General features: G+C 28.8%; 26 protein-coding genes and 1 pseudogene. 12 read left to right on the top strand and 15 right to left on the bottom strand.

Annotated elements, in window-relative coordinates; translation table 11 throughout:
- Positions 1 to 13 precede the first annotated feature (13 nt).
- From coaE to ELQ12_RS08210, 3 genes are read left to right on the top strand one after another with little or no spacing between them, the layout of a single operon-like run.
- Positions 14 to 619 (top strand): dephospho-CoA kinase, encoded by a 606-nt coding sequence (gene coaE, locus ELQ12_RS08220; RefSeq protein ID WP_070243201.1) that lies wholly within the window; start codon positions 14 to 16, stop codon positions 617 to 619.
- Entirely contained in the window at positions 616 to 1,365 is a 750-nt protein-coding gene (gene dapF, locus ELQ12_RS08215) for a diaminopimelate epimerase (protein WP_052950181.1), read from the top strand. Before coaE ends, dapF begins: the two co-directional genes overlap by 4 nt.
- A complete protein-coding gene (locus ELQ12_RS08210) occupies positions 1,340 to 2,074 on the top strand; it encodes a glucosaminidase domain-containing protein (protein ID WP_070243202.1) in 735 nt (244 codons plus the stop codon). The genes dapF and ELQ12_RS08210 overlap by 26 nt, the downstream gene beginning before the upstream one ends.
- Here the strand turns inward: ELQ12_RS08210 and ELQ12_RS08205 are convergent.
- From ELQ12_RS08205 to tupB, 7 genes are all read right to left on the bottom strand, one after another.
- Positions 2,071 to 3,108: an ATP-binding protein gene (locus ELQ12_RS08205; protein WP_070261118.1), complete on the bottom strand. Its 1,038-nt coding sequence runs from the start codon at positions 3,106 to 3,108 to the stop codon at positions 2,071 to 2,073. The two genes, ELQ12_RS08210 and ELQ12_RS08205, sit on opposite strands and share 4 nt — an antisense overlap.
- A gap of 65 nt (positions 3,109 to 3,173) precedes the next feature.
- Positions 3,174 to 3,623 (bottom strand): Dps family protein, encoded by a 450-nt coding sequence (locus tag ELQ12_RS08200; protein ID WP_002871127.1) that lies wholly within the window; start codon positions 3,621 to 3,623, stop codon positions 3,174 to 3,176.
- A gap of 127 nt (positions 3,624 to 3,750) precedes the next feature.
- Positions 3,751 to 4,971, bottom strand: a complete 1,221-nt coding sequence (locus tag ELQ12_RS08195; RefSeq protein ID WP_070210373.1) for a glucose-6-phosphate isomerase — start codon at positions 4,969 to 4,971, stop codon at positions 3,751 to 3,753.
- Positions 4,965 to 5,789, bottom strand: a complete 825-nt coding sequence (gene galU / locus ELQ12_RS08190) for a UTP--glucose-1-phosphate uridylyltransferase GalU (protein WP_002871129.1) — start codon at positions 5,787 to 5,789, stop codon at positions 4,965 to 4,967. The genes ELQ12_RS08195 and galU overlap by 7 nt, the downstream gene beginning before the upstream one ends.
- 87 nt (positions 5,790 to 5,876) lie before the next feature.
- Positions 5,877 to 7,850 carry an acetate--CoA ligase gene (gene acs / locus ELQ12_RS08185; RefSeq protein ID WP_134264697.1) on the bottom strand — a complete coding sequence of 658 codons (1,974 nt, stop codon included), beginning with the start codon at positions 7,848 to 7,850 and terminating at the stop codon, positions 5,877 to 5,879.
- A gap of 137 nt (positions 7,851 to 7,987) precedes the next feature.
- The gene (tupC, locus tag ELQ12_RS08180) at positions 7,988 to 8,983 is read right to left on the bottom strand and encodes a tungstate ABC transporter ATP-binding protein TupC (RefSeq protein WP_002871131.1); all 996 of its coding nucleotides are present in this window, start codon (positions 8,981 to 8,983) and stop codon (positions 7,988 to 7,990) included.
- A gap of 1 nt (position 8,984) precedes the next feature.
- Positions 8,985 to 9,671 carry a tungstate ABC transporter permease TupB gene (tupB, locus tag ELQ12_RS08175; RefSeq protein ID WP_002871132.1) on the bottom strand — a complete coding sequence of 229 codons (687 nt, stop codon included), beginning with the start codon at positions 9,669 to 9,671 and terminating at the stop codon, positions 8,985 to 8,987.
- 78 nt (positions 9,672 to 9,749) lie between these two features.
- On the opposite strand from tupB, the gene tupA reads away from it, so the two are divergent.
- From tupA to ELQ12_RS08150, 5 genes and pseudogenes are all read left to right on the top strand, one after another.
- Positions 9,750 to 10,559, top strand: coding sequence for a tungstate ABC transporter substrate-binding protein TupA (gene tupA / locus ELQ12_RS08170; RefSeq protein ID WP_044778915.1), 810 nt, complete (start codon positions 9,750 to 9,752; stop codon positions 10,557 to 10,559).
- Positions 10,560 to 10,698: 139 nt separating this feature from the next.
- Complete coding sequence (locus tag ELQ12_RS08165; RefSeq protein WP_134264696.1) at positions 10,699 to 11,466, top strand: LamB/YcsF family protein; 768 nt, start codon at positions 10,699 to 10,701, stop codon at positions 11,464 to 11,466.
- Positions 11,467 to 11,475: 9 nt separating this feature from the next.
- Positions 11,476 to 11,646: pseudogene (locus tag ELQ12_RS08160) on the top strand (allophanate hydrolase); the annotation flags it as partial.
- A 31-nt stretch (positions 11,647 to 11,677) separates the two neighbouring features.
- Positions 11,678 to 12,418: a 5-oxoprolinase subunit PxpB gene (gene pxpB / locus ELQ12_RS08155; protein WP_126229038.1), complete on the top strand. Its 741-nt coding sequence runs from the start codon at positions 11,678 to 11,680 to the stop codon at positions 12,416 to 12,418.
- Complete coding sequence (locus ELQ12_RS08150; RefSeq protein WP_134264695.1) at positions 12,399 to 13,364, top strand: biotin-dependent carboxyltransferase family protein; 966 nt, start codon at positions 12,399 to 12,401, stop codon at positions 13,362 to 13,364. The genes pxpB and ELQ12_RS08150 overlap by 20 nt, the downstream gene beginning before the upstream one ends.
- Here the strand turns inward: ELQ12_RS08150 and ELQ12_RS08145 are convergent.
- Together ELQ12_RS08145 and ELQ12_RS08140 are read right to left on the bottom strand one after the other, a co-directional pair.
- Positions 13,361 to 14,257: a DMT family transporter gene (locus tag ELQ12_RS08145; protein ID WP_134264694.1), complete on the bottom strand. Its 897-nt coding sequence runs from the start codon at positions 14,255 to 14,257 to the stop codon at positions 13,361 to 13,363. The two genes, ELQ12_RS08150 and ELQ12_RS08145, sit on opposite strands and share 4 nt — an antisense overlap.
- 32 nt (positions 14,258 to 14,289) lie before the next feature.
- Positions 14,290 to 14,868, bottom strand: coding sequence for an NAD(P)H-dependent oxidoreductase (locus ELQ12_RS08140; protein WP_070261122.1), 579 nt, complete (start codon positions 14,866 to 14,868; stop codon positions 14,290 to 14,292).
- A 99-nt stretch (positions 14,869 to 14,967) separates the two neighbouring features.
- On the opposite strand from ELQ12_RS08140, the gene ELQ12_RS08135 reads away from it, so the two are divergent.
- Positions 14,968 to 15,309: a helix-turn-helix domain-containing protein gene (locus tag ELQ12_RS08135; protein ID WP_002867086.1), complete on the top strand. Its 342-nt coding sequence runs from the start codon at positions 14,968 to 14,970 to the stop codon at positions 15,307 to 15,309.
- Complete coding sequence (locus ELQ12_RS08130) at positions 15,302 to 15,751, top strand: lipocalin family protein (protein WP_002871139.1); 450 nt, start codon at positions 15,302 to 15,304, stop codon at positions 15,749 to 15,751. Before ELQ12_RS08135 ends, ELQ12_RS08130 begins: the two co-directional genes overlap by 8 nt.
- Before the next feature lies 1 nt (position 15,752).
- On the opposite strand, the gene ELQ12_RS08125 is transcribed toward ELQ12_RS08130, so the two are convergent.
- Positions 15,753 to 16,829 carry an NAD(P)-dependent alcohol dehydrogenase gene (locus ELQ12_RS08125; RefSeq protein WP_002871140.1) on the bottom strand — a complete coding sequence of 359 codons (1,077 nt, stop codon included), beginning with the start codon at positions 16,827 to 16,829 and terminating at the stop codon, positions 15,753 to 15,755.
- Positions 16,830 to 17,271: 442 nt separating this feature from the next.
- Between ELQ12_RS08125 and ELQ12_RS08120 the strand changes: the two genes are divergently transcribed.
- Entirely contained in the window at positions 17,272 to 18,150 is an 879-nt protein-coding gene (locus ELQ12_RS08120) for an aminoglycoside 6-adenylyltransferase (protein ID WP_070261124.1), read from the top strand.
- Positions 18,151 to 18,683: 533 nt separating this feature from the next.
- On the opposite strand, the gene ELQ12_RS08115 is transcribed toward ELQ12_RS08120, so the two are convergent.
- From ELQ12_RS08115 to ELQ12_RS08095, 5 genes are all read right to left on the bottom strand, one after another.
- Positions 18,684 to 21,380 (bottom strand): AAA family ATPase, encoded by a 2,697-nt coding sequence (locus ELQ12_RS08115; protein WP_070261125.1) that lies wholly within the window; start codon positions 21,378 to 21,380, stop codon positions 18,684 to 18,686.
- A 204-nt stretch (positions 21,381 to 21,584) separates the two neighbouring features.
- Positions 21,585 to 22,340, bottom strand: a complete 756-nt coding sequence (locus ELQ12_RS08110; RefSeq protein ID WP_070261126.1) for a carboxymuconolactone decarboxylase family protein — start codon at positions 22,338 to 22,340, stop codon at positions 21,585 to 21,587.
- A gap of 108 nt (positions 22,341 to 22,448) precedes the next feature.
- Complete coding sequence (locus ELQ12_RS08105) at positions 22,449 to 22,868, bottom strand: cupin domain-containing protein (RefSeq protein WP_070247970.1); 420 nt, start codon at positions 22,866 to 22,868, stop codon at positions 22,449 to 22,451.
- A 58-nt stretch (positions 22,869 to 22,926) separates the two neighbouring features.
- Positions 22,927 to 23,904 (bottom strand): aldo/keto reductase, encoded by a 978-nt coding sequence (locus ELQ12_RS08100; RefSeq protein ID WP_070286120.1) that lies wholly within the window; start codon positions 23,902 to 23,904, stop codon positions 22,927 to 22,929.
- Between the two features lie 126 nt (positions 23,905 to 24,030).
- Positions 24,031 to 24,456 carry a MerR family transcriptional regulator gene (locus tag ELQ12_RS08095; RefSeq protein ID WP_002862207.1) on the bottom strand — a complete coding sequence of 142 codons (426 nt, stop codon included), beginning with the start codon at positions 24,454 to 24,456 and terminating at the stop codon, positions 24,031 to 24,033.
- Between the two features lie 223 nt (positions 24,457 to 24,679).
- On the opposite strand from ELQ12_RS08095, the gene ELQ12_RS08090 reads away from it, so the two are divergent.
- A partial coding sequence (locus tag ELQ12_RS08090) for a cache domain-containing protein (protein WP_208379390.1) occupies positions 24,680 to 25,644 on the top strand: 965 nt, incomplete at its 3' end.

Here is a 25,644-nt window from a genome sequence, read left to right as displayed (position 1 = left end):
AATAAGGCATAAGATGAAAAATGCTTTTTTTGTAACCGCTTCAATTGCTTGTGGTAAAAGCACTTTTATAGAAATAGCGAATTCTTTAGGCTTTAAAAGCATTAGCGCAGACAAAATCGCTCATAAAATTTTAGATGAAAATGCTTTAGAACTTGAAAAGATTTTTTCTCCCTTTAGCTTAAAAAATTTGCTCACAAAAGAAAAGAAAATCGATAGAAAAATCCTTGGAGAAATTGTTTTTAACAATAAAGAAGCTAAAAAAATCTTAGAAAATTTCACTCATCCTAAAATTCGAGCTAAAATTTTAGAACAAATGCAAATTCTAGATAAGGAAAATAAAGCTTTTTTTGTAGAAATTCCTCTTTTTTTTGAAAGCGGTGCTTATGAAAATTTAGGCAAAGTCATTGTAATTTACACACCTAAAGAATTAAGCCTTAAAAGAATTATGCAAAGAGATAAGCTCAGCTTAGAAGCTGCAAAAGCAAGACTTGATTCTCAAATAGATATTAAAGAAAAACTTAAAAAAGCAGATTTTATCATTAAAAATACTAATTCTTATGCCGATTTTAGGCAAGAATGTGTTAAAGTAATACAAGAAATTTCTAAAGGAAAAATGTGAAATTCTATAAATATTGTGCAAGTGGGAATGATTTTGTCATAACAAATGCTGATAGAAAAGAAGATAGAAGTGCTTTAGCTAAAGAACTTTGTAATCGTTATGAAGGCATAGGTGCGGATGGCTTTATCGTGATATTACCTCATGAAAAATACGACTTTGAATGGGAATTTTATAATAATGATGGCTCAAGGGCTACTATGTGTGGCAATGGCTCAAGGGCTGCGGCACATTTTGCACATCATATCAACAAAATAAATCCTAACATGAGTTTTTTAACCGGTGCAGGAGTAATAAAAGCAAAGGTAAATCAAGATAAAGTTGAAGTATCTTTAGGCAAAATAAAAAGCGTGCAAAATACTTTTGAAGAATTAGGAAAAACTTGGCAACTTTGCGACACTGGAGTTCCACATCTAGTACATTTTTGTCAAAATTTAGATGAATTTGATACAATGCTTTGTCAAAAAATGAGACAAAAATATAATGCCAATGTTAATTTTGTAAAAATTTTAGATGAAAATCATTTAAAAGTTCGCACCTATGAACGCGGAGTTGAAGATGAAACCTTAGCTTGTGGCACAGGAATGGGGGCTTGTTTTTATCTGGCATTTTTAAATAAAAAAGTACAAAATAAAGTTAAAATAACTCCTAAAAGTGGTGAAGAGGTAGGGTTTGCATATAAAAATGAAGAATTGTTTTTTAAAGGAAAGGTAAAGTATTGTTTTGAAGCCAATTATAATTTTTCTTAGTCTTTTTCTAATCCCACTTTTTGCTGCTGATGATCTAAAGAATAGATTTGGAGAGGAATATTACAAACTTGATATAGATCAAAAAAGACAAATTTTTTTTATAAAAATGAATGAAATGTTTGATCAAAGCTTTAAAAAAATTGAACAAGAAAGGTCCTTTATCGAAGCCTTTTTTAAAGATGCTTACAAAACAGGCTTTAGGACTTCAAACCAAACAAATCTTGAAAAACTTATCATGATAAAAAACAAATATCGTATTGAAAATCTTTATGATTTTGCAGAATATAAAAAACGTATTCAAAAAATTCCAAAATCCATGGGTATAGCCCAAGCTTTAGTTGAAAGTGCTACAGGTACCAGTCGCTTCGCAAGAGAAGCAAACAATCTTTTTGGAGAATGGACTTGGGGTGAGAAAGGTTTAATTCCTGATTTAAGACATCCAGATAAAAAACACAAAATTAAAATTTTTGATAGTCTGCAAGATAGTGTTGACTCTTATGTTTTAAATTTAAATCGTCATTTTGCTTATGAAAAGTTTCGCGATGTAAGAGCTAAATTTGAAAGCGAAGGCAAAGAGATAACAGGGCTAGAGGCTATTAAAACTTTAGATTCTTATTCTGAACACAAGGGATATTATATCAATCTTATTACAAAAATCATCAAAAGATACAACCTTGAAAAATACGATACAAAATCAAACAACGCCTAAAATCCAAGTGAAAATTTATCAAAAGATATGATTTCAAATTTAACCCCTTGCTCAAAAAAACTATTCTCACTTGAAAGAGTGATAAAAATCACATGAAAAATTCCAAGTTCTAAAGCCTTTGGTAAAATTTTCTTAGCACGTAATTTAATCAAATCAATATCTAAAGTTGGACTTGAAATATAAGCAATTTTAGATATTTGACTATAAAAGTTAAAGTATTTGTTATAAAAAAATTCTTCTTTAAATTTAAACAACTCGCTTAAAACTAAATTTTCAAATAAATGTGAAAAATCCTTTGAAATACAAAGATTATTTCTTAGGCCAAAATCTTTAAAATAAATCTTTTGAAGTTTTTTTTCATCATGTTTTAAAGTATAAATCACATAAGTATTTTCTAATTTTTTTATAGCTTGATAAACACTATCTTTTGAAGTTTTTAATCTTTTTTTGAGTTCTATAAATATCTTAGAAATACTGATTTGCTGACCCAAATTTAAAGCTAAATACTTTAAAATTTCTAATTCTAAAAGAGTAAAGCTTTGTCTTAAAAGTATGTTTTTTTCTCCAAATTTACTCCGTCCACTTTGCAAAAAAAGACCTACTAAATTATTTATAGGTAAATTTTTCTTACTTACACTAATAAATTCTTCAAAATCAAAATAATCAAGTTCAAGTTCTTCAAACCCATTTACATTTAAATCTTTTATATTTGTACTTAAGATGATGGGAATTTTAATTTTTTCTAAATTAGGAATAAAATCCAAATTATAAAGGCAAAGAATTTTAATTTGTAAATTTTCATTCAGAAAATCAGAAAGTCTTTCTAAACTTTGTTTTTCAAAACGTGTATCATATAAATCTAAAAACAAAATTTCACTTGCTTTAAATTGAGATAAAAAATTAAAAATAAGCGTTTTTTTACCACAAAATCGTGGGCCTTTTATGATAATATTTAGTTTTGAAATTTGAATTTTTCTTTCATAACTTACTTCAAATTTAGGATGGTTTTCATAAAAAAAATTAAGTACTTTCAATTTTATCCTTTAAAAAAAGGATATTATAACCTAGTTAGTATAATTGGGGCATAAAGCCCCTTAAATTACATTTTGCAAGCACCTTGTAAAGTAGCGCCTATCATCCAAAGACTTTTTTCATATTTTGCGATATTTTCTTGCGCAAAAGCAGCTGTTGTGGTATCACTTTCTTTTTCTGCTGCTTCATTGAGTTTTTTAAATTCTGCTAAAAGATATTCATAATCTTGTTTGATCAGCTCTATGACTTCAAGCGGAGTAAAGCAATCTTTTGTAACTTTTGGACTTTTTGCATTTTCCATTAAAACTTTTTGGCAAGTGATAGCTTTTTCGCCAAGTTGTAAAACTCTTTCAGCACAACTATCAAAAAGTTCTGCCATTTCTTCATAAGCTTTTTCTGTGTACTCGTGTATAGAAAAAAATTGCAAACCTTTTACATTCCAATGATAATTATGAAATTTAACCCATAGATGATGGGCATCTGCTTGCATTTGTAATAATTGTTTTGTAACTGACATGATTGACTCCTTTTTTTGATTTTTAAAATTATAACATAAAATTCTTAAATAATAATTATTATTAATTAAAAATTTTTATTATAATTTTAACTTAAAATCATTATACTCTTTTTTTAATGAATTTTGATTAAGAAATTAATATATTTTTTAAGATCAACTTTCCAACTTCCACACCAGGTTGATCATAAGTGTTAATCCCTAGCATAACACCGCAAGTTGAAGTAAAAAGTTCATAATAATACATCAAATATCCCGCATGCCAAGCGTCAAGTTTTTCAAGTTCTATCACATCAACACTCAAATTTTCGGCGATTAAAGCATGCATAGTTGCATCACATTGGGCGTTTAAAAGTTCGTGAAGATTGACTTTATTACTTAAAGAATCTAAAAATTTAAAATGAATATCAGGGATAATAGGTGCTTTTTGAGCGTCTTTGATTTTTAAAAAAGTTACAGTTTTATTTTTAGGTCCATCCATGATGAGTTGTAAAAAACTATGCTGATCTCTTGCTCCAATGAGTGCAACAGGAGTTAAACCTATGCGTTTATAGCCTTGCTTTTTACCTAAACTTTCAGCAATAAGCTGGATATACCATTCGTTAAAGCCTTTAAAAGCATCACTATATGAAAAAAGCACATTGATATTGGCATTTTTGTGTGTGCAATAATGATAAGCCTTTTGTAAAATTTCATCTTTTTTGCGAGTAAAAAAATCTTCAAAACAAGCTTTAGCTCCTTCTAAAAGAGCTTTGGCATTATAGCCACAAAAACAAAGTGGAACTATACCCACGGCTGAAAGTATGCTAAAACGACCTCCTACATTTGCAGGGATAAAAAAGCATTTAATACCTAAATTTTCACCTTCTTTATGAAGTTTTGAATCCTTATCAGTAATAAAAACAAAGTATTTTTTTAATTCTTGCATATCAAGTTTAAAATGTTCAATAAGAAGTTTAAAAAGTGATACGACTTCTATAGTGCTACCTGTTTTACTGATGATTAAAAACAAACTTTCTTCAAGCTTGATTTTTTCTAAAGTCTTATTAAAAGAATGTGAGCTTGTGTTATCGAGTATAAAAAGCTCTCTTTGGTTACTTTTTTCATTAAAAAGCATATCGCGCAAGGCTTTTACACCGCAACTTGAACCTCCCATTCCAACTAAAACGACATTTTTTACATATTCTTTATCTTGAATAAATTTCAAGCTCTTATCGATTAAATTCAAACTTGTGTCAATAAGATGATAATACCCTATATCTCCACTTTTTACCTCATCATTAATACGATTTGCATAAGAACTTATAGTGTGAATTTCACTTTGCTTAAAAAAAAGTGTATTGTTTAACATTTACTTTTCTCGTAAAAATAATTTGTCGCCTCTACAAAGCCTTCTACGCTTCCACAATCAAAGCGTTTCCCTTGAAATTTATAAGCTAAAACCATACCATTGGTTGCTTGAGTTAAAAGCGCGTCGGTAAGTTGAATTTCGCCATTTTTTCCTGCTTTAGTATTTTCTAAAATTCCAAAAATATCAGGAGTTAAAATATATCTTCCTATGATAGCAAGATTACTTGGAGCTTCATCAGGACTTGGTTTTTCTATCATAGAATTAACCATGATAAGATTTTCTTCTACAAAATTTCCAGAAATTACTCCATAATTTGAAACTTGTTCTTTTGGTACTTCCATCACAGCTATGATGGTGCAGCGATATTTTTCATAAATTTTTACCATTTGAGCCATAACATTTAAGCCTTCTTCATTGACACACAAATCATCAGCCAAAATTACACCAAAAGCTTCATCGCCAACCAAAGGTTTACCTTTTAAAACCGCATCACCTAAACCTTTCATTTGATTTTGTCTTGTAAAAGTAAAGGTACAACGATTGATTAAAGAACGAATTTCATCAAGTAAGTATTCTTTTTTTGTACCTGAAATTTGATGCTCAAGTTCATAAGAAATATCAAAATAATCTTCTAAAGCTCTTTTTCCACGCCCTGTGACAAAGCCCATATTTTCCATTCCTGCTTCCAAAGCTTCATCAACCCCATAATGAATCAAAGGTTTAGTTAAGATAGGCAACATCTCTTTAGGTAAAGTTTTTGTTGCAGGTAAAAATCTCGTCCCATAACCTGCCGCAGGGAAAATACAAGTTTGAAGCATAAAAATTTCCTTTTATTTTTTTATCATTATAGCTTATTTTTATGAATTTTTATGCAACAAAACAAGGCAAAGTTCTTTTTACCTTGGTTATTCAAACTCGGCCTTAGCCAATTTAACAATGGTTTCTACTACTCCAGAATCTTCAAGTGTTGAAATATCTTGTTTGATTTCTTCACCTCTTGCTATAGTTCTTAAAATTCTTCTCATTATTTTACCACTTCTAGTTTTTGGCAAACCTGGAGTATAAAGAATTTTTTCTATTTTAGCTATAGGTCCTATCTCTACTCTTAAAATGTCATTAAGTTCTTTTAAAGTTTCTATAGCTCCGCCAAGATCGCAACTGGATGCAGGACTTAAAACCACAAAAGCAAACAGTGACTCGCCCTTAATCGCATCCAAAATACTCACTACAGCTGATTCTGCTACACTTGGATGTTTAGCAATAGCGCTTTCAATTTCAGCCGTTCCTATACGATGTCCTGCAACATTAACCACATCATCTGTTCTTCCTGTGATGGTAATATAACCATTTTTATCGTAAAAAGCACCATCGCCACTAAAATATACAGCTTTTCCATCTTTTTTAGCTTGAGAAAAATAACTTTCTATATAACGTTCATCATTACCCCAAATTCCACGAATCATCGAAGGCCAAGGTTTGGTTATACAAAGCAATCCATCTTCACCTTCATCTTTTTTATTGCCTTCTTCATCAATAACTTCTGCAAAAATTCCTGGTAAAGGCAAGGTGGCACAACCTGGTTTTAAAGGAGTAGCGCCTGGTAAAGGCGTGATCATATGCCCACCTGTTTCTGTTTGCCACCAAGTATCGACTATAGGACTTTTAGCTCCCCCTATTTCATCATAAAACCACTTCCAAGCGCTAGGATTGATAGGCTCTCCAACCGTTCCAAGCACTTCAAGCGTGCTTAAATCATATTTTCTTGGCTCATTAGGTGCATCAGCATAAAGCATTCTTATGGCAGTTGGCGAAGTGTAGAATTTGCTTATTTGATACTCTTCTATCATTCTCCACCAACGCCCAGAATTTGGATAAGTAGGAGTTCCTTCATGCATTATAGTCGTTGCTCCACATGCTAAAGGCCCATAAACTACATAAGTATGTCCTGTAATCCAACCCACATCAGCACTACACCAATAATTATCATAATCTTTAATATCAAAAACCCATTCCATAGTTATTTGTGCCCAAAGTATATATCCTGCACTTGCGTGCATAACTCCTTTTGGCTTGCCTGTTGATCCTGAAGTGTAAAGCAAAAACAACAAATCTTCACTATCCATGATTTCGGGTTCACACTTATAAGATTCATTTTTCACAAGTTCATTATAAACATAGTCCCTTCCTTTAATATATTCTATAGGTTCATTATTGCGTATAACTATAAGTACTTTTTCTACACTTTCACACCCTTCACTTAAAGCCTTATCTACTGCAGGTTTTAACATATAAGGTTTGCCACGACGAAAAGCACCATCAGCCGTTACTACAAGTTTAGCTCCTGCATCTATAATTCTATCTCTTAAGGCTTCAGGAGAAAACCCTCCAAATACCACACTATGAATAGCCCCAATCCTTGCACAAGCTAACATTACTATAGCTGTTTCTGGAATCATAGGCATATAAATTACAACCCTATCGCCTTTTTTTACTCCGAATTTTTTAAGCAAATTGGCTGCCTTGCAAGTTTCATGCAATAATCTTCTATAAGTATAAACTTCATAATCCCCCATTTCACCTTCAAAAATCAAAGCAGCTTTATTGCGTCTTGTTTTCATATGACGATCAAGACATTGATAGCTTACATTTAAAGTTCCACCTTCAAACCATTTATAAAATGGAGCTTTATCCTCATTTAGCACTCTTGAAAAAGGCGAAAACCACTCGATCTTCTCAAGTGCTTGTCTTTTCCAAAAACCTTCAAAATCTTCTTTGGCTTCATCGCATAAATCATAGTATTCACATAAATTTTTTATACGAGCATTACGAGAAAATTCTTTACTTGGCTTAAAAAGCTCTTGATTATTTTGATTAAGCATAAAAACTCCTTTATGGTTATTTTTAAACATTATATAAGAGTTTATTTATATTAAATACAAATTTAAAAAATAATTAAGATAAATTTTATAAAAAATGGGAATATTTGTAATATTTTATTTAAATTTTATAATGTATGTTAATTTAAGAAACATATTGCATCTTCACAAAAATAAAGACTGAGTTCTTCGTATAATTTTAAATCGAATTTTAAAAATTCTTGTTTTTCTAAAGCAAATTCTAAAATTTTATCCATACAACTTACCCTTATAAAAACATCACTTTTCCTACTTCTAAGTGCTATAATATAACATTTTTCTAAAATAAACTCATAATTATTTTTTGGGATATTTTTAGAATTAAAAAAAGAAATTTTATAAGGATCAATAGCAATTTTACTTGGAGGTTTTTTAAAATCTTTATATTTTTTACAATTACTAAAATCTATAAAATTACAAAATTTCACACCTTGATTTTCTAGCTCAAAAACATTAGTATTTTCAAATTCTAAAATTTCTCCACTGTGTAAATAAAGTTTTTTTTGAGCCAAAGAATCTAAAAAATGTTTATCATGACTTGCGATTAAAAAACCTGTATTGAAATTTTCGTGCATTTTAAGAATAGCTTTTTTAAATAAAAGCGTAGTATTTTTATCCAAAAAAGCACTCGGTTCATCAAGTAAATAATACTTCGCTCTTACGCTTAAAGCTATAGCAAAAGCTATTTTTTGACTTTGTCCTGATGAAAGTTCATTAGGATATTTACTTAAAAGACTTTCATCTAAATTTAAAAACATCAAACTTTCTTTTATACGTTCTTCGATATCTTCTTTAATCCCATAAGTTTTTAAAGTAAATAAAAAATTTGCCCTTACGCTACGATTTAACAAAATAGGCTCTGGAAAAAGCAAATAAATTTCACGCTTTTGTTTATTATTAAGTTTAAAATTTCCAAAATAAGAAATATTTTTTGAAAAATCTCCTTCTAAAAATTTTAATATTCTTAAAAATGTAGATTTTCCACTTCCATTCGATCCCATTAAGATGCTAATTTTACTAGTATCAAGTTTTAAATTTTTAATTTTTAAAACTTCTTTGTTTTGATAGTTGAAAAAAAGATTAGAAATTTCTATCATTTTATGTTCTTTTGAGTTTGTGTGTAATGAAATTTAAACAAAAGGCAATGAGAATTAAAACCAAAGCCAAAGCTATACCACTAGCAAATTCGCCTTTGTTGGTTTCAAGAGAAATAGCCGTGGTTATGGTTCTAGTGTCGTATTTAATATTTCCACCCACTATCATCGCTACTCCTACTTCTGCTACAATGCGTCCATAAGCTAGCGCAACGACGCTAATTAAGGCAAAACGTAATTCATAAATCATCATTAAAACAAGTTTTAAAGGACTTAGGTGAAAAGATTTTATAAGTAAAAAATGTTTTTTATTCATATTTTCTATCAAATTTGAAAAAAGTGCGATCACTATAGGAAGTGCTAAAATAAACTGCCCTAAAATTAAAGCCTTTATAGTAAAAAGTAGTCCAAATTCTCCCAAAGGTCCTCGACTTGAAATCAGTGCATAAAGTATAAGTCCTACCGCAACTGTTGGAAAAGAAAGGCTAGTATCTATGATAAGTTTTATAAAGCGTTTGAATTTAAAATCAAAAAAGCCCAAGATAAATCCCAAAGGAAAACCTATGAGCAAAGCTAAAACTATAGAAATACTTGAGCTTAAAAGTGTAGTTTTTATAGCTGAAATTACACTTTCATCAGCATTAAAAAGTAAAAATAAAGCTTGTTTAAAACCATCAAAAATATAATCCAAAAATATCCTTTTTAAAATAAGTAATTTTAGCATAATTATGCTAAAATATTTTTTTATGTAAATTTATAAGGAGAAAAAATGAAAAAAATCATTTCTTTAGCCCTTGCTTTAGCTTTAAGTGCAAGTGCAGCAGAACTTAAAATGGCAACCACAACAAGCACTGACAATACAGGACTTTTAGATGCTCTAAAGCCTCTTTATGAACAAGAAAGCGGCAATACCTTAAAATGGGTTGCAGTAGGAACAGGTGCGGCTTTAAAAATGGGTGAAGATTGCAATGCTGATGTACTTTTTGTGCACTCTCCAAAAGCAGAAAAAGAATTTATAAAAAAAGGTTTTGGCGTGGATAGAACCCCTGTGATGTATAATGATTTTATCATCATTGCAGATAAATCAATAGCTTCTAAATTTAAAGGCAAAAATTTAAAAGAAAGTTTAGAGCTTATCAAAAATGAAAAACTCACTTTCATCTCAAGAGGCGATAAATCAGGTACTGATAATAAAGAAAAAAGTCTTTGGAAAGATCTTGGTGGTGTGCCTGAAAAAGAAAACTGGTATCAACAAAGTGGACAAGGTATGCTAGCAAGCATTAAAATCGCTGAAGAAAAAAAAGGTGTGATTTTAACTGATCGTGGCACTTATATCAAATATGAAGCCAGTGAAAAAGGAAATCCAAGTTTAGTCATTGTAAATGAAGGTGATGATAGCCTTAAAAATTTTTATTCTGTTATAGCAACAAATCCTAAGCATTGCAAAAATGTCAATTATACTGAAGCTAAAAAATTTATCAATTGGCTTACAAGTGACGATACTTTAAGTTTTATTAGCGGATTTAAATTGCTCTATAAACCTTTATTCGTAGTTGATGCAAAAACAAGGAAGGATTAAAATTAAGCAGGTTTTAGCCTGCTTAAAATATTATTTTTACTTATTGTAACTTTTTTATTTATTTTTCAATACTTTTAGCTTATTTAAATTTCTTCTTTAGATATAATAAAATCAATAATTAAATATACAAGGTCAAATAATGTTCAAAGTGGATTTAAATAGTGATTTAGGGGAAAGTTTTGGCGCCTATAAAATGGGAATGGATGAAGAAATTTTAAAATTTGTAAGTTCAGTAAATGTCGCTTGTGGCTTTCATGCGGGTGATCCTTGTGTGATGGATAAAACCTTAAATTTAGCCAAGCAAAATGGTGTTTGCATAGGAGCACACCCATCTTATCCTGATCTTTTGGGTTTTGGAAGACGCAATATGCAAATAAGCTTTGAAGAGGCTAAAAACTATGCCTTGTATCAACTAGGAGCTTTATTTGGCTTTGCCAAGGCAAAAGGTATGAAAATACAGCATTTTAAAGCCCATGGTGCACTTTATAATATGGCAGCTATTGATGAAAATTTAGCCTTAGCACTTTGTGAGGCAGTGGCGAGTTTTGATGAAAATATTATTTTTCTAGGGCTTAGTAATTCTGCTATGAATGAAGCGGTTAAGAAAAAAGGTTTAAGATATGCTAATGAAGTTTTTGCAGATCGTGCTTATAATGATGATGGCACTTTAGTTTCAAGAAAATTAGAAGGGGCATTAATACACGATGAAAATTTAGCTATCAAACGCGTGATAAAAATGATAAAAGAAAGCAAAGTTACAAGCATAAATGGCAAAGAAATTGATTTAAAAGCGGATAGCATTTGTGTTCATGGGGATAATGTAAAAGCTTTAGAATTTGTTAAAAAAATCAAAGAAAATTTAGAAAAAGAACAAATTCAAATTTGTGCTTTGGAAAATTTTATATAGGTTTTAGCAATGTTTAGTGTGCATTTTAGCGGAAGCAAGGCTTTGCTTTTACGTTTTGAGCAAGAAATTTCACCTCAAATCAATGCTTATGTTTTAAGCACGGAACAAAGGATACAAAAAGCCCTAAAAGAAGGTGAAATTTATGGTATTGATGAGTTAGTAAGTGCTTATTCAAATTTGTGCTTTGGAAAATTTTATATAGGTTTTAGCAATGTTTAGTGTGCATTTTAGCGGAAGCAAGGCTTTGCTTTTACGTTTTGAGCAAGAAATTTCACCTCAAATCAATGCTTATGTTTTAAGCACGGAACAAAGGATACAAAAAGCCCTAAAAGAAGGTGAAATTTATGGTATTGATGAGTTAGTAAGTGCTTATGCAAGCTTGCTTATATATTTTAATCCTTGCGTGCTTTCTTTAAATTCTTTGCTTGATTTTTTAGAAAAAATTAAAAAGGATATTAAACTTACGGAGCAAAACTCAAGTCTTTGTATAGAAGTTCCACTTTGTTATGATGAAGAATTTGGACTGGATTTAGAATTTGTGTGCAAACACAATCAAATTTCAAAAGAAGAGCTTGTATCTCTTCACACTAAGCCTTATTATCTTGTTTTTATGCTAGGTTTTATGGCAGGTTTTCCTTATCTTGGAGGTTTGAACGAAAGGCTTTTTACCCCACGCCTTTCAAGCCCTAGAACAAAAATAGAAGCTGGAAGTGTAGGCATAGCTGATAAGCAAACAGGAGTTTATCCTATATCAAGCCCAGGGGGTTGGCAAATTATTGCTAGAACACCTTTGGAATTTTTTGATAAAGAAGATGAAAAAAATCCTACTCTTTTAAAAGCGGGTATGTTTTTAAAATTTAAAGCTATTTCAAAAGATGAATTTTTTGAGATCCAAGAGCAAGTTGCTAAAAAAGTCTATCAAAAGGAAATTTATGAGTATAAAAATCATTGAAGCATCTATAAATTCAAGTTTGCAAGACTTTGGTAGAAAAAAATTTGCTAAATTTGGCATAGCAAGAAGTGGAGCTATGGATGAAGATGCTTTAAGAATGGCAAATATCTTACTTGGAAACAAACAAAATGAAGCAGGAATTGAGCTTTGTTTAAAAGGTGGAAAATACGAATTTTTAGATGAGAATTATTTTGTTTTAAGTGGAGCTGAATTTGAGGCAAAGCTTAATAAGGAAAAAATCAAAACTTACAAGGTATATAAAGCAAATAAAGGCGATATTTTAGAACTCGGTTTAGCAAAAATAGGTTTTCGTGGATATTTATGTATAGCAGGTGGTTTTGAAGTAAAAAGTTTTTTAAACTCTAAATCCAGCGATGCTAAAATGGGAGTTGGAATTTTTAAAGGAAGGGTTTTACAAAAAGATGATATTTTAAAAACTAATGATACTTTTATACCTTTTAATTTAGAAGCTAGAGAATGTGAAAATCCTCTTTTTAAAAGCTCTAAAGAGCCTATCATACACGTTATTTTAGGAACAAATGAAGATGCTTTTACTCAAAAAGGCATAGATACTTTTTTAAATACTAGCTATAAAGTAGGTTTAAAAAGCGATAGAATGGCAATTTATGCAGAATCTAGCGAAAGTATAGAGCATAAAAACTCAGCAGATATCATCTCAGATCCTGCGGTTTTTGGAAGCATACAAGTGCCAAAAAGTGGTATTCCTATCATTTTAATGGCAGGAAGACAAAGCACAGGAGGTTATACAAAAATAGCCACGGTTATAGAAAATGATCTAAGCTTACTCGCACAAGCTAAGTTAGGCTCTAGCTTTAAATTTCAAAACATTAGTATGCAAGAAGCTTTAGAGCTTTATAAACAAAGAGAAATGAAATTTAAAGCTATGGATCAAAAAATCAATCTTGATTTTGAAAATTTGATTTAAGCTTTTTTACCATAAATATTGATAAAATATATAGCACCTATAGCCAAGGCACAACCTAACAAGGTAAGTGCATTTGGCACCTCATCTAGTATAAAATAACTACAAATTAAAGCACTAGCAGGAGTGATTAAAACAAAAGAATTTGCCTTAACACTCCCTAAAATGTGAATCCCATAATAATAAATACTAGTACCTACCACAGTTGATAAAAAGGCTACAACAAACATATTGATCCAAAATTTAAATTCAAAATGAAAAATTTCATAACTTTTTACATCAAACAATACCCAAGAAAACATTAAAACAGAAATGAGATTAATATAAAAGTTAATCGCCAAAGGGTGAGCTCCTTTGGCTTTATGATTAAACACTGCTATCAAAGCCCAAATAAAAGAACAAGTTAAAAACAAAATATTAAATTTACCAAATAAATCTTCTAAACTCCCTAAATTTAACAAACAAAATCCAGATAATAAACCTAAAAATAAGCCTAGAATTTCACTCTTTGTGATCTTGTGAGTTGATTTTTTATCTTTTTGAAATAACATTGCTATCATAAATATCAAATAAGAAAAAATAGGAATCATAGTTGTAACCAAAACACCGCCTTTTCCAGCTAAACCATGCTTAATGGCAATAAAAAATACAAAAGTATAAAGCCCATTTAAAATTCCTGCTATCAGCACACATTTTAAAATAGATTTTTCAAGCCTTAAAGGAATTCTTAAAAAGCCTAATACCATCAAAGAACCTAGCAAAACAAAGAAAAAACGCCAAAAAGTAATCACAGAAGTATCAGCATAAGCTGATAAAATCTTAGAAGTAGGCCAAGATGAGCCCCATAAAAACATAGCTAAAACAAGCAAGATATACAAATACTTTGTTCGAGTCAATGTTACACCTTGAAATTTTTAAGTCAAATTTTTTAAAAAATTTTTTTCAAGTGTAGTTCATACTCGTTTAGATATTTTTCCACTTGAGGATTTTTTACCACATCATTACACATAAAAGTTGATAAAGCTTTCATACCTATAAATTCATGAGCCTTATGCAAATGCCAATACACCATATCTACACCCTTTCCTTCAAAAAATTCATTTTTATCATTAAAGGCTTCAAGAGGTGCATTCCAAGTGAGAGAAAACATGTATTTTTTACCATGATCTAAACCACCTTTTCCGTAGTTTTTACTAGGATTTTCATGAGTTCTTCCATCATTTTTAAAAAGCACTCCAGCACCCAAACCAAACACTTCATCGATATATTTTTTAACTATCCAAGGCTCGCCCATCCACCAAGCTGGCATTTGATAGATCACAGCATCAGCTTTTATAAATTTTTGTATCTCTTCTTTAGGATCATATCCTTGATCTATGTGAGTTTGATCTACTTCGTATCCTAATGTTTTTAAAATTTCTAAAGCATGATTATGCAATGTTAAATTAAGCTGTCCTTTTGAACTTCCAAATTCTTTAGCACCATTAAGCAAGAGTATATTTTTCATTTTTATCCTTTTTTAAATTTTATGATACAATTATAACTTAGCATAATATCATTTTCAATACAGAAAATAAAGTAAGATACTATACTAAAGGAATGTTAAATGACTAAAGAGAATTCTCAGTGCAATTTCGAAGAATGTGGATTTAACTATACTCTAGCATTAATTAATGGAAAATATAAAATGAGTATTTTATACTGCTTATTTCGCTATGAAATCGTGCGTTATAATGAACTCAAACGCTTTTTAAGCTCCATATCTTTTAAAACTTTAACCAATACCTTAAGAGAACTAGAAAACGATGGTTTAATTATCAGAAAAGAATACGCTCAAATTCCACCCAAGGTAGAATATAGCTTATCCAAACGCGGACAAAGTTTAATTCCTATCTTACAAGCTATGTGCAAATGGGGCGAGAAAGACAAAAAGGAAAAAAATGCTTGAATTAATTGGCGAACTTTCTTTACAAAATTATATGGGAGAATGGCTTGAAATGGCTAGAAAACCTGCTTTTTTTCAAAAATCTTGCCTAAATTCAAAGGCAAAATACGAACTTAAATATAAAAATGGCATTCCTTATGTAGAAATTGAAAATTTTTGCAGTAAAGAAAATGAAATTTCAAGCATAAAAGGTAAGGCAAAAATCGTTTCAAATAGACAATTAGCAGTGAGATTTAATATCTTTATGAACCTTTTTAATAGAGTAAATTATGAAATCATTTTTATTGATAGCGAGTATAAAGTTGCCATTGTGGGTAGTCCTGATAAAAAATATCTTTGGATTTTAGCAAGAAATATAATAGATGAAAAAAGTATAAAAGAGCTTTTAAACATCGCTAAGCAAAGGGGATTTGACATTAGCGATGTGATTTTTAATAAGTATTAAATTATTCTTTTGTCATATCAATAACATAGCGAAATTTAGCCTTACCTGAGGTTAGATTTTCATAAGCCTTATCGATTTCTTGCGGTGTGATAAGCTCGGTTTCTGGATAAATTTCGTGTTTTAAAGAAAAATCAAGCATTTCTTGAGTTTCAGCAATACCGCCAATTAACGAACCATAAACCTTCTTACCTGCCTTATGCACAAGCTCGTTTATGCCTATATTTACCTTATCTTCCACAGGAGGTAAGCCAACTATAGCCATTTCGCCACCAAATTTAAGCAAATCTAAATAAATTGCAGGATTATAAGGCGTTGGAATAGTTGAGATGATTAAATCAAAGCGTTCTTTTACGGCGTTTTTATCAGTGCTTGTGTAAAATGAGCTTACACCCATAGCCAAAGCATCGGCTTTTTTGTTTTCATTTCTAGCAAAAACGCTAACCTTTGCACCCATTTTAACAGCGTATTTTACAGCCATCATACCAAGTCCGCCAAATCCTGCTATAGCAACGCTTGAACCTTCTTTTATCTTAGAAAATCTTAAAGGCGAGTAAGTGGTAATGCCCGCACAAAGCAAAGGTGCAACCTTATCCATCGGTGCATTTTTTGGCACACAAATGGCAAATTTTTCACTTACAACTATGTTGTTTGAGTAGCCCCCATAAGTGTTTTCATTGCCGTGAAATACATCACAACTATTGTAAGTAAAGATGGTTTTGCCATTTTCGCAAAACTGCTCTTGTGAGCGTTTGCAAGCATCGCATTCACCGCATGAATTTACCATGCAACCAACCCCTGCGTAATCTCCTACTTTAAATTTACTCACATTTTTACCCACAGCGATAACTTCTCCTGCTATCTCATGCCCAGGCACGCAAGGATAAGTAGCTTCTCCCCACTCGCTTCTTGCGGTGTGAATATCGCTATGACAAATGCCTGCATATAGGATTTTAATCAAAATATCATTATCGCCAATAGCGTGGCGGCTAAATTCAAAGGGTGTGAATTTCGCATCTTTACTAAGCATTGCATAGCCTTTACTTGCGATGCGATTGTTTTCTAAAATTTTGTATTGCATTTTTGCTCCTTTTTTGATTTTTTATAATTATAAAACATTAGAGTAGCTATAAGTCAAGAGAGAAAATAATTTTTTAAAAATTAGAAAAATACTTGATGTGTTAAAATTTTTTGATTTTTTAACGTATTTTTTTTATAATGTTAAAAATCTTTAGAAATTTTAAAATATAAAAGAATTTATACAACCAAAGCTACTTCTAAATATAAAGAAATTGTGTGATAAAGGGGCGATTTTAAATGAATGGAATATATAAAATAAAACAAATTTTTATAGCGAAGATTTCTTAGAGATTTTATTTTTTTATCCTTAAACAAGGATAGAATTTTTAATAAAATATTAAAAATTTATAAAAATTTAATATTTTTAAAGTATATCAAAATGGATAAAAATCATTATTATATAAATATAAAACTTTTAAAATTTTTTTAAAAGGAATTTTTAGATGCAAAGCAAAAAAAGAATTTTAGAAAAAATTAAAAATATTGCTTTTATTTATAAACAAATTCGTCTTATAACACTTGAAGGTTCAAGAGTAAATAAGAAAGCTAAAAAGGATAAATATCAAGATTATGATGTTTCATTTTTTCTAAAATCTAAAAATTTGAGAAAATTATTAAACCTAAACAAAAGCAAAGATATCAAAAAAGCAAAATTACCTAAATTTATTAAAAATTTTGGAAAAATTTTATTTTATCAAGCGCCTGAAAGCTTTGAATTCTATAAAGCTGATTTGCCTAAAAATTGGGTGAGTTTTTTGGTAATTTTTAAAAATGGAGTGAGAATAGACTTTAAATTTATCCCCCTAAAATCATTGAAACATTATTATAAATTTGAACCTTTAAGCAAAGCGCTTATAGATAAAGATCAAAGATTTAAGAAAACTCAAAATGAGAATGTTTTTTGCATTAAGAAACCAACAGAAAAAGATTTTGATGAAATATGCAATGAGTTTTATTTTACTTTTACAAAATTAGAAAAAGCTCTTTTAAGAAAACAATTTATAATGTCAAATTATTTGTTAAATTCTATGCGTGAAACACTTTTTGATATGCTTAGTTTTAAAGTCGGACTTAAATTTGGTTTTGAAATTTGGCTAGGTAAACAAAATACTGATATTCTAAATTTTTTAAAGCAAAAAGAAATAAAAATTATCTTAAATTCTTTTAATACTACTTCACTTGAACAAATTGAAAAAACAAGAAAAAAGCTTGAAAATTTATTTCACAAAAACACCAAATTTGTAGCAAAAAAGAATGACTTTAAGCTTTTTTCTTATCGAAAAAATGTAAAAAAATATTGCAAAATTTTAAGAAAATTGTAAAGTTATTTTCCTATTCTTACGGCTATTTTGCCTAATCTCTTTTAATTTATATATTTTAGTGTTTTTGATAATACTTTCAATTCATTACACTTCAAACCAATGTTTTCTAATAGGTAAAATAATCTTTTTACACTAAAAACTCATTTACCTCGCTATCATAAAGAATACTCCTTGTGTTGCAACAAATGGAAAAATTAAATTGTAAGGATTTTTATATCTACTTCACTTATGCACCATGTTTAATTTTGCTCTCTGTAACACTTTTTATAATAATTTTTGATAAACTATCCAAATTTAACTATTACGTTCTATTATAATGAGCCGAATTTAGTCACGATAATTACTCTATTTCTGAAAAGCTTTTATTGTCTTGCATAATCAAAACTCATTCCCATACGGTAAAGCTGTAAAGAGCACCTTTGTTTTAATTTTATTTTTTGCATTGTTTTTTATTGAATTTTTTAAATTATAAAGACTAATGACTAGTATAAATCAATACTAAATTTAAAAATTTGAGAATTTTTTAAGCACCTTTACATTTGAATGTTATTTTTAAACAAATAAAAATCTTTATTTATATCTTTTATTTTTAAAGATTTTAATATTTTATTTTCAGTTTCTGCAGACCAATATATTTTCAATTCTTTTTTAGCTCTAGTAATTGCTGTATAAAAAATATTATGTGTAATTTGTTCTTCAATTTCATTAGCGATAATAATTAAAACCTTATTATACTCTAAACCTTGAGCTTTATGTATAGAAACAGCATATGCCACTTGAAAAGGAACAATATTGCTATTATCATCTTCTTCATCTGAATTTAATCTAGCAACATTAAATTTAATTTCAGTACCTTTATCATCTTTATTTATTATTTCAAAATTATTATTTGTATTTTGTATTATTTTGTTAATCCTGACAGTAAATTTTATATTTTTCTCATCTTCTTCAATATTAGTGATAATTCCTTTAAGATTATTATGAATTTCTTCACCAAGCTTTGATGAATTTTCATTAAATAAAATTGGATCATCCACCTTATAGAATAATCCATTAAAATAAAATGATTTATGAGGATTTTTTTCTTGTAAAAATTTATTTATATTATTAACTCCATATATACCTCCATAATTTAAACATAAGATAATCTCATCATTGACACCTCGAGAAAAATTAAAATTTTGAATATTTTCAGAACTATTATTTTTTTCAATAGCTTCAAGCATACTTTCATCAAGCAATCTAACTTTTTCCCATAGTAATTGCAATTTCTTACTTTGTGTTCTGTAAATATGTTGTAATTCTAATTTAATATTTGAAAAAAATTTTTGAGCAAACAAAAACCAGTTTCCAAATCCAATAGATTCGATTTGATAAATATCGCCCACACAAATTAAAATTTCACATTCTGTCTGTTGCAAAACACTAATAATGTCTTTATTACTAATAGTACTACATTCATCAATAAATATAATATCAAATTTTTTTGAAATAACATTTTTATATGAAGCAATGGTGTAAAATGATGATTTTTGAATATTAATTCTCTGTCTTAAATTATTAACTGCTGTATTTGTATTTGCTAAATACAACTTAGTTTTATCCTGAAAAAAACTAGATATATGTTCTATTAATGTTGTTTTTCCAGTTCCAGCTGCTCCATATATTAATGCTAATTTTGAATTGCAAAATAAATTACTTAAATAACCCTTTTTTTCTTCACAATCCAACCGAATGCATTTTTTTAACCATTCATTTATATTTTCTTTGTAATTATCAAGACCACTTTTTGTAAAATTGTTCAACAATTGGATTATATTTATTAGCGTGTCTTGATATTCATTTATAAATAAAAATTTATCATGAAGTATTTTTATTGATCTATTTTTTTTATGCTTATTATATAATGCAGCATTATATTTTTCTATTAACATTCCAATATCATCTTCTTTAAAATCTTCTAAGCTGGTATATAAAGAACAATTTATTTCTGAATTATTTTTAATTTTCCTAGCTAATAATTCATGCTTTCTATCGATTGAATTAATACATTCAAATAAAACATTTAATTTTGGAATATGTCCGACTGGATTAGAACAAAATGGCATTTTATCAAATGGAATGCTTTCATTTTTCAAAAATAAATTTGATAATCTTGGATTAGGTTGATAGTTGTTTTCCTTTTTGGAAATTTGTTTTTTGATAATTTGATTATTCATTGTATATAATATATATCTAAGAATATTTACTCCAGGTTTATTTTTTAAAATTATCTCTCTAGCCATATCTAAACAATTAAACAAATGTTTTAGCTTATCTTCGCTAAAATTATTTTTTATTTTATTATATTCTTTGTTTTTTAAGTTTACAATATCAAGTAAATTAAGTTCTTCTTCTGTTAGAAATTGCATAAAATCTTCATATTTTACAGTTCTTGTAAAAGATATTCTTGTTGAAGAAAATATTAAACAGAAGTTAGTCAACTCACAAGGACGAATATCTATATTCCATTCAGAAATTAAAATAATAGGTATTTGCAGATTTAGTAATTTTATATTTGTATAATACAAAGTTAATTTTACGGAATAATTACTAGGAATATAATATTTTGAAAAGGCGATTAGTTTATCAAATTTGCTTACATTGTCTTTTGCAATAGTAAAAGTTATTTCATAATATATTTCCTTGTTAATTATAAATGGCTTGACTTTTTGAATATAAAACTTATCTGTTTTAGTATCATTAAATACACTTATTTGTTTAATTTTATCAACAACACACTCATAGTATTGAAAACTTAATGTATCAAGATTTGTTGGAAAGTCTTGTAAACTATTTAATATTTCAATGCCTAAATTTTTTTTACAAAAACTCCTAATTTGAAATAAATAGAATAAATATTTCAACATTAATCTTTCAGCAATTTCTTCGCTAGGTGTATAATGAGACACTGAAATTTTAAGCAAATGATGAAAATTTTTTATATCTTTATATTTTCTTTTATCTCCAATGTATTTTAAGCTTGATTGCAAGTTTTCATAAACATTATCTAGCTGTTGATTTTTATCAACATTATAAACATATAATGCTATATGTTCTAATAAATTTCTTAACTCATTTAAAATATTTTGAGATAAAAAACCTCTATCTTCCTTATTTATATCAATATTTTTGTTGATATTACGATCAATATCCAAAATTTGTGTTAGTGTATTATTTTTCCAAATCATTTTTTCTTAAATTATAAATTTTATTTATCAATTGAAATTATATCAAATCTTTACTCGTTTTTTACATTTGCTATGAATTTAATTCATCTTCATTTTATTTTATCATTTTTTATAACAAATCTCAATCTTATCTAAGATGTTTTACAATTTTTAGATATATTTCTCTTAAATTTACAAGTAATTTTATTTTCACTGCAAATCAAGTTATAAAGTCAAGCTATCTAACACAGCAATTGCATTTAAAGCCCTTGGATAGCCAATATATGGAATAAGAGCTGCAATGATATTTAGCAAATCTTTTCTACTTTGTCCCATGTTAAGATTACCTTGTATATGGGCTTTTACTTGATTATCTAGCCCACCAAGTGAGATAAGATACACAAGGGTTAAAAGCTCCCTAGTTTTTAGATCAAGTCCTGTGCGTGTATAGTAGTCTCCAAAACAATTCGCACTCAAAAAATCATTTATAAAAGCTTTATCTTCTGGGGTAGATTCTATCATTTTAGTGATATTGGCTTCACCAAAAATAGCATTTTGTATTTCCCTGCCTTTTATTTTGCGATTTTCTTGCGTAGTGGTGTCTTGTGAAGTCAAAGATAAGGCAATATTTAGTTTTTTAAATGCTTTATTACAAAGACTTAAAAAATCACATACTCTAGCAAAACCCACATAAGGCGTAGCTTGATAAATCACTTCTTTGATGACAATAGGACTTATATCATTCTTGATTGCACCTTGAAGTAAAGCTTTAAACTCTATTTTTCCACCTACTGCTAAAGTAGAAGCAAGGGTGATTAAAAAATATTTTTGTGTATCCAAATTTGCTTTTACAAAACTCTCGTCAAAAGTAAAATTTATGTGATTGATAAAATACTCTTTATCACTTGCAAAAAGTTGATCCTTTTTTGCTCCTCCTAAGAGTTTTTCAAAAATTTCTCTTGCTTTTTGTCTTAATTGCATGGTTTTATCCTTTGTGGTTTTTAAAATTTGCGAAAAAAGAGCATTTAAAATACTCCAAAAAAACATAAAAGTTTTTATAAAATTTTTGCGTTTTATTTACAAATTTCTTTACTCTCTTGCTTCTTTTAAGGCATTTTCATATTCTTCATCACTTACAAGCTCAAGCCATTCTACATTTTTACCTTCTTTCTCGCCTGTAAGTGCTATGTGTGCTCCACTACTTGTATTAGTCGCACCATGAAAATGCTTTACTCCTATAGGACAGCTTATCACATCGCCTTTTTTGGCTATAAAGGCTTTTTGACCTGGAACTTTTGTGATGATTTCACCCTCTGTTACGATTAAGGTTTGTCCTTGAGGATGAGTATGCCATGCACTTCTAGCACTGGCTTCAAATTCAACCAAAGCCCCGCTAAAATTTCTCCACTCATTTGATTTAAACATCATAGAAACTTTTACATTTTTGCTAAAAAATTTACTATCGCCTTTAAAACTTCCATGAATTCCTTTACTTTCAAGTTCTTGCATTTACACTCCTTTAACAAAACTACATAAAACCATTACAATAAGAAATAAACCAAACTTTTTATTTCCCAACTCTAAGAGCTGCTTCACCGGCATACCGATCCCCTTTGATTATTATTTTTTCTAAAATACTCTTTAAATGATTTAATTCTTCTTGAGTAAAATCAATATTAACAGCATTAATATTTTCTTCTAACCTTCGTAAATTTGTTGTTCCAAAAATAGGCACAATAAATGTTTTTTGCACCAAAACCCAAGCAAGAGCAATTTGTGCCAAAGTAGCATTTTTAGCTTTTGCTATATCTTCTAATGCATAAACTAAATCTAAATTAGCTTTTAAATTCTCGCTTTTAAAACGTGGAACTTGCGATCTAAAGTCATTATTTTCAAAAGTAGAATTTGCATCAAATTTACCTGCTAAAAATCCTTTTCCTAAAGGAGAAAAAGGAACAAAACCTATATTTAATTCTTCCAAAACTTTTAAAAGTTCTTTTTCAGGCTCTCTCCACCATAAAGAATACTCACTTTGAACCGCACTAAGCGGAAATACTGCGTGAGCTTTTTTAATACTTTGCACCCCTGCTTCACTCATACCCCAAGCTTTAATTTTTCCTTCCTTATAAAACTCGCTCATTAAGTTAGCAACTTCTTCAACTGGAACATTTGTATCGACTCTATGTTGATAATAAAGATCTATACAATCTGTTTGCAAACGCTTCAAACTACCTTCTAGACTTTGTCTGATTTTACTAAGTGTACTATCGACAATTTGCTTAGCACCCTCAATCCTGACACCAAATTTTGTTGCTAATACCACTTCATTTCTAAAAGGTTTTATTGCTTTACCTACTAATTCTTCATTAATAAAAGGACCATAAACTTCGGCTGTATCAAAAAAATCAATACCAAGATCCTTTGCCCTATGAATGAGTGTTATCATCTCTTTTTCATCTTTAGCTTCTCCATAACTAAAGCTCATTCCCATACAACCAAGTCCTAAGACACTTACTTCCAAATTTCTTAATTTTCTTTTTTGCATTTTTATCCTTTTTTATTTTTTATTAAAAACTGATAGTTCTTAATTATTAAAAACATTTTTCTATCATGTTAATTAAAAGTATAAAACCTAACATCTAGTGTAAGTCAAGAATAAAATTAAATATTTTTAAATTTTTACTCGTTTTTTCCGTTTAATATAATCTTTACTTAAAGGATTTAGCTCATCTTTATTTTCCATAACCATGTTTTCATAATAATCTATTTTAAAATCAAGTTTTTTTATAATACTCTCCAATTTTTTCATATCTTTTAGTGTTTTTTCTTTTAATTTTAAAATAATCTCTAATCTCTCTTTTGCAGTACTCTTTCCTTTAGCACATAAAAAAATATATCTTTTAAGATCCTCGATACTCATGCCAATTTGTCTATAACAATCCACCCAAATCACCCATTCTAAATCTTTTTCACTAAAATAACGCACTCCATTTTTATCTTTTTCCACAAAGGGAAATAAACCTTTATCTAGCCAAAACCTAAGTGTTCTACTAGAAACTCCTGTTTTTCTTTCTACCTCTATGATCGTATAAGCCATTCTAATCCTTTATAAATATAAATTTCATACAATTCAATTTTTAACTAAATATTTTATTATTTTATATTAATGCTACTTTTTAGAAAAATACATATAATTTTCAATTAATATAATTAAATTTTTAAATTTTCAAGATAAAAGTCAAAAAATATTTTATATTTTTTGATAAAATAATACTAGATTTAATTTTAAATTTAAAAATAAATACAAAAAAAGGAAAAAAATGAATAGTATAAAAATCAAACTTTCTCTCATTGCAAATTTAATTGCAATTTTTGCCTTAATTGTTCTAGGTATTGTAAGTTTTTATTTCACAAAAACCTCATTACATGAAACCACTCTTAAAAATCAAATGGACTTGCTTCAAGCCACGCAATCTGTAGTTGAAAATTTCCGTTCTACAAACCAATTTTTTACTAAAAACTTAGAAAAAGATATCACAAGTTTACCTTATCAATCTTTAAATACTGAAGAAAATATTATTAACAATGTCGGTCCTATATTAAAACACTATCGTCATAGCATAAACGCATTAAATATTTATTTAGGTTTAACAAATGGAAAAGTTCTACTCAGTCAAAGATCCAATGACATAAAAATGCCTGAGTTGCGTGATGATTTAGATATAAAGACAAAAGATTGGTATAAAGAAGCTTTAAAAACAAATGATATTTTTGTTACGCCAGCATATTTAGATACAAATTTAAAACAATATGTAATAACATATTCTAAAGCTATTTATAAAGATGGTAAAATCATAGGAGTGCTAGGTGTTGATATACCATCAGAGAATTTACAAAATTTAGTTGCAAAAACTCCTGGAAATACTTTTTTATTTGATCAAAAAAATAAAATATTTGCTGCAACCAATAAAGAATTATTAAATCCATCTATTGATCATTCTCCTGTTTTAAATGCATATAAGGCTAATGGAGATAATAATTTTTTTACTTATAAACTTGATGGAAAAGAAAGACTTGGAACTTGTACTAAAGTTCTTGCTTATACAGCTTGTATTACTGAAAGTGCTGATATTATAAACGGACCTATTCATAAAGCTGCATTTATTCAAGCTATTGTTGTCATTATTGTGGTAGTATTTAGCGTCATTCTCCTTTATTTCATCGTATCAAAATATCTCTCTCCGCTTGCAGCTATCCAAACAGGTTTAACTTCATTCTTTGACTT

Source organism: Campylobacter sp. US25a (genome assembly GCF_004379075.1).
Taxonomy (GTDB): Bacteria; Campylobacterota; Campylobacteria; order Campylobacterales; family Campylobacteraceae; genus Campylobacter_D; species Campylobacter_D jejuni.
Note: the sequence above shows the minus strand (reverse complement) of the source record. Positions and strands in the feature narration are given on the sequence as shown.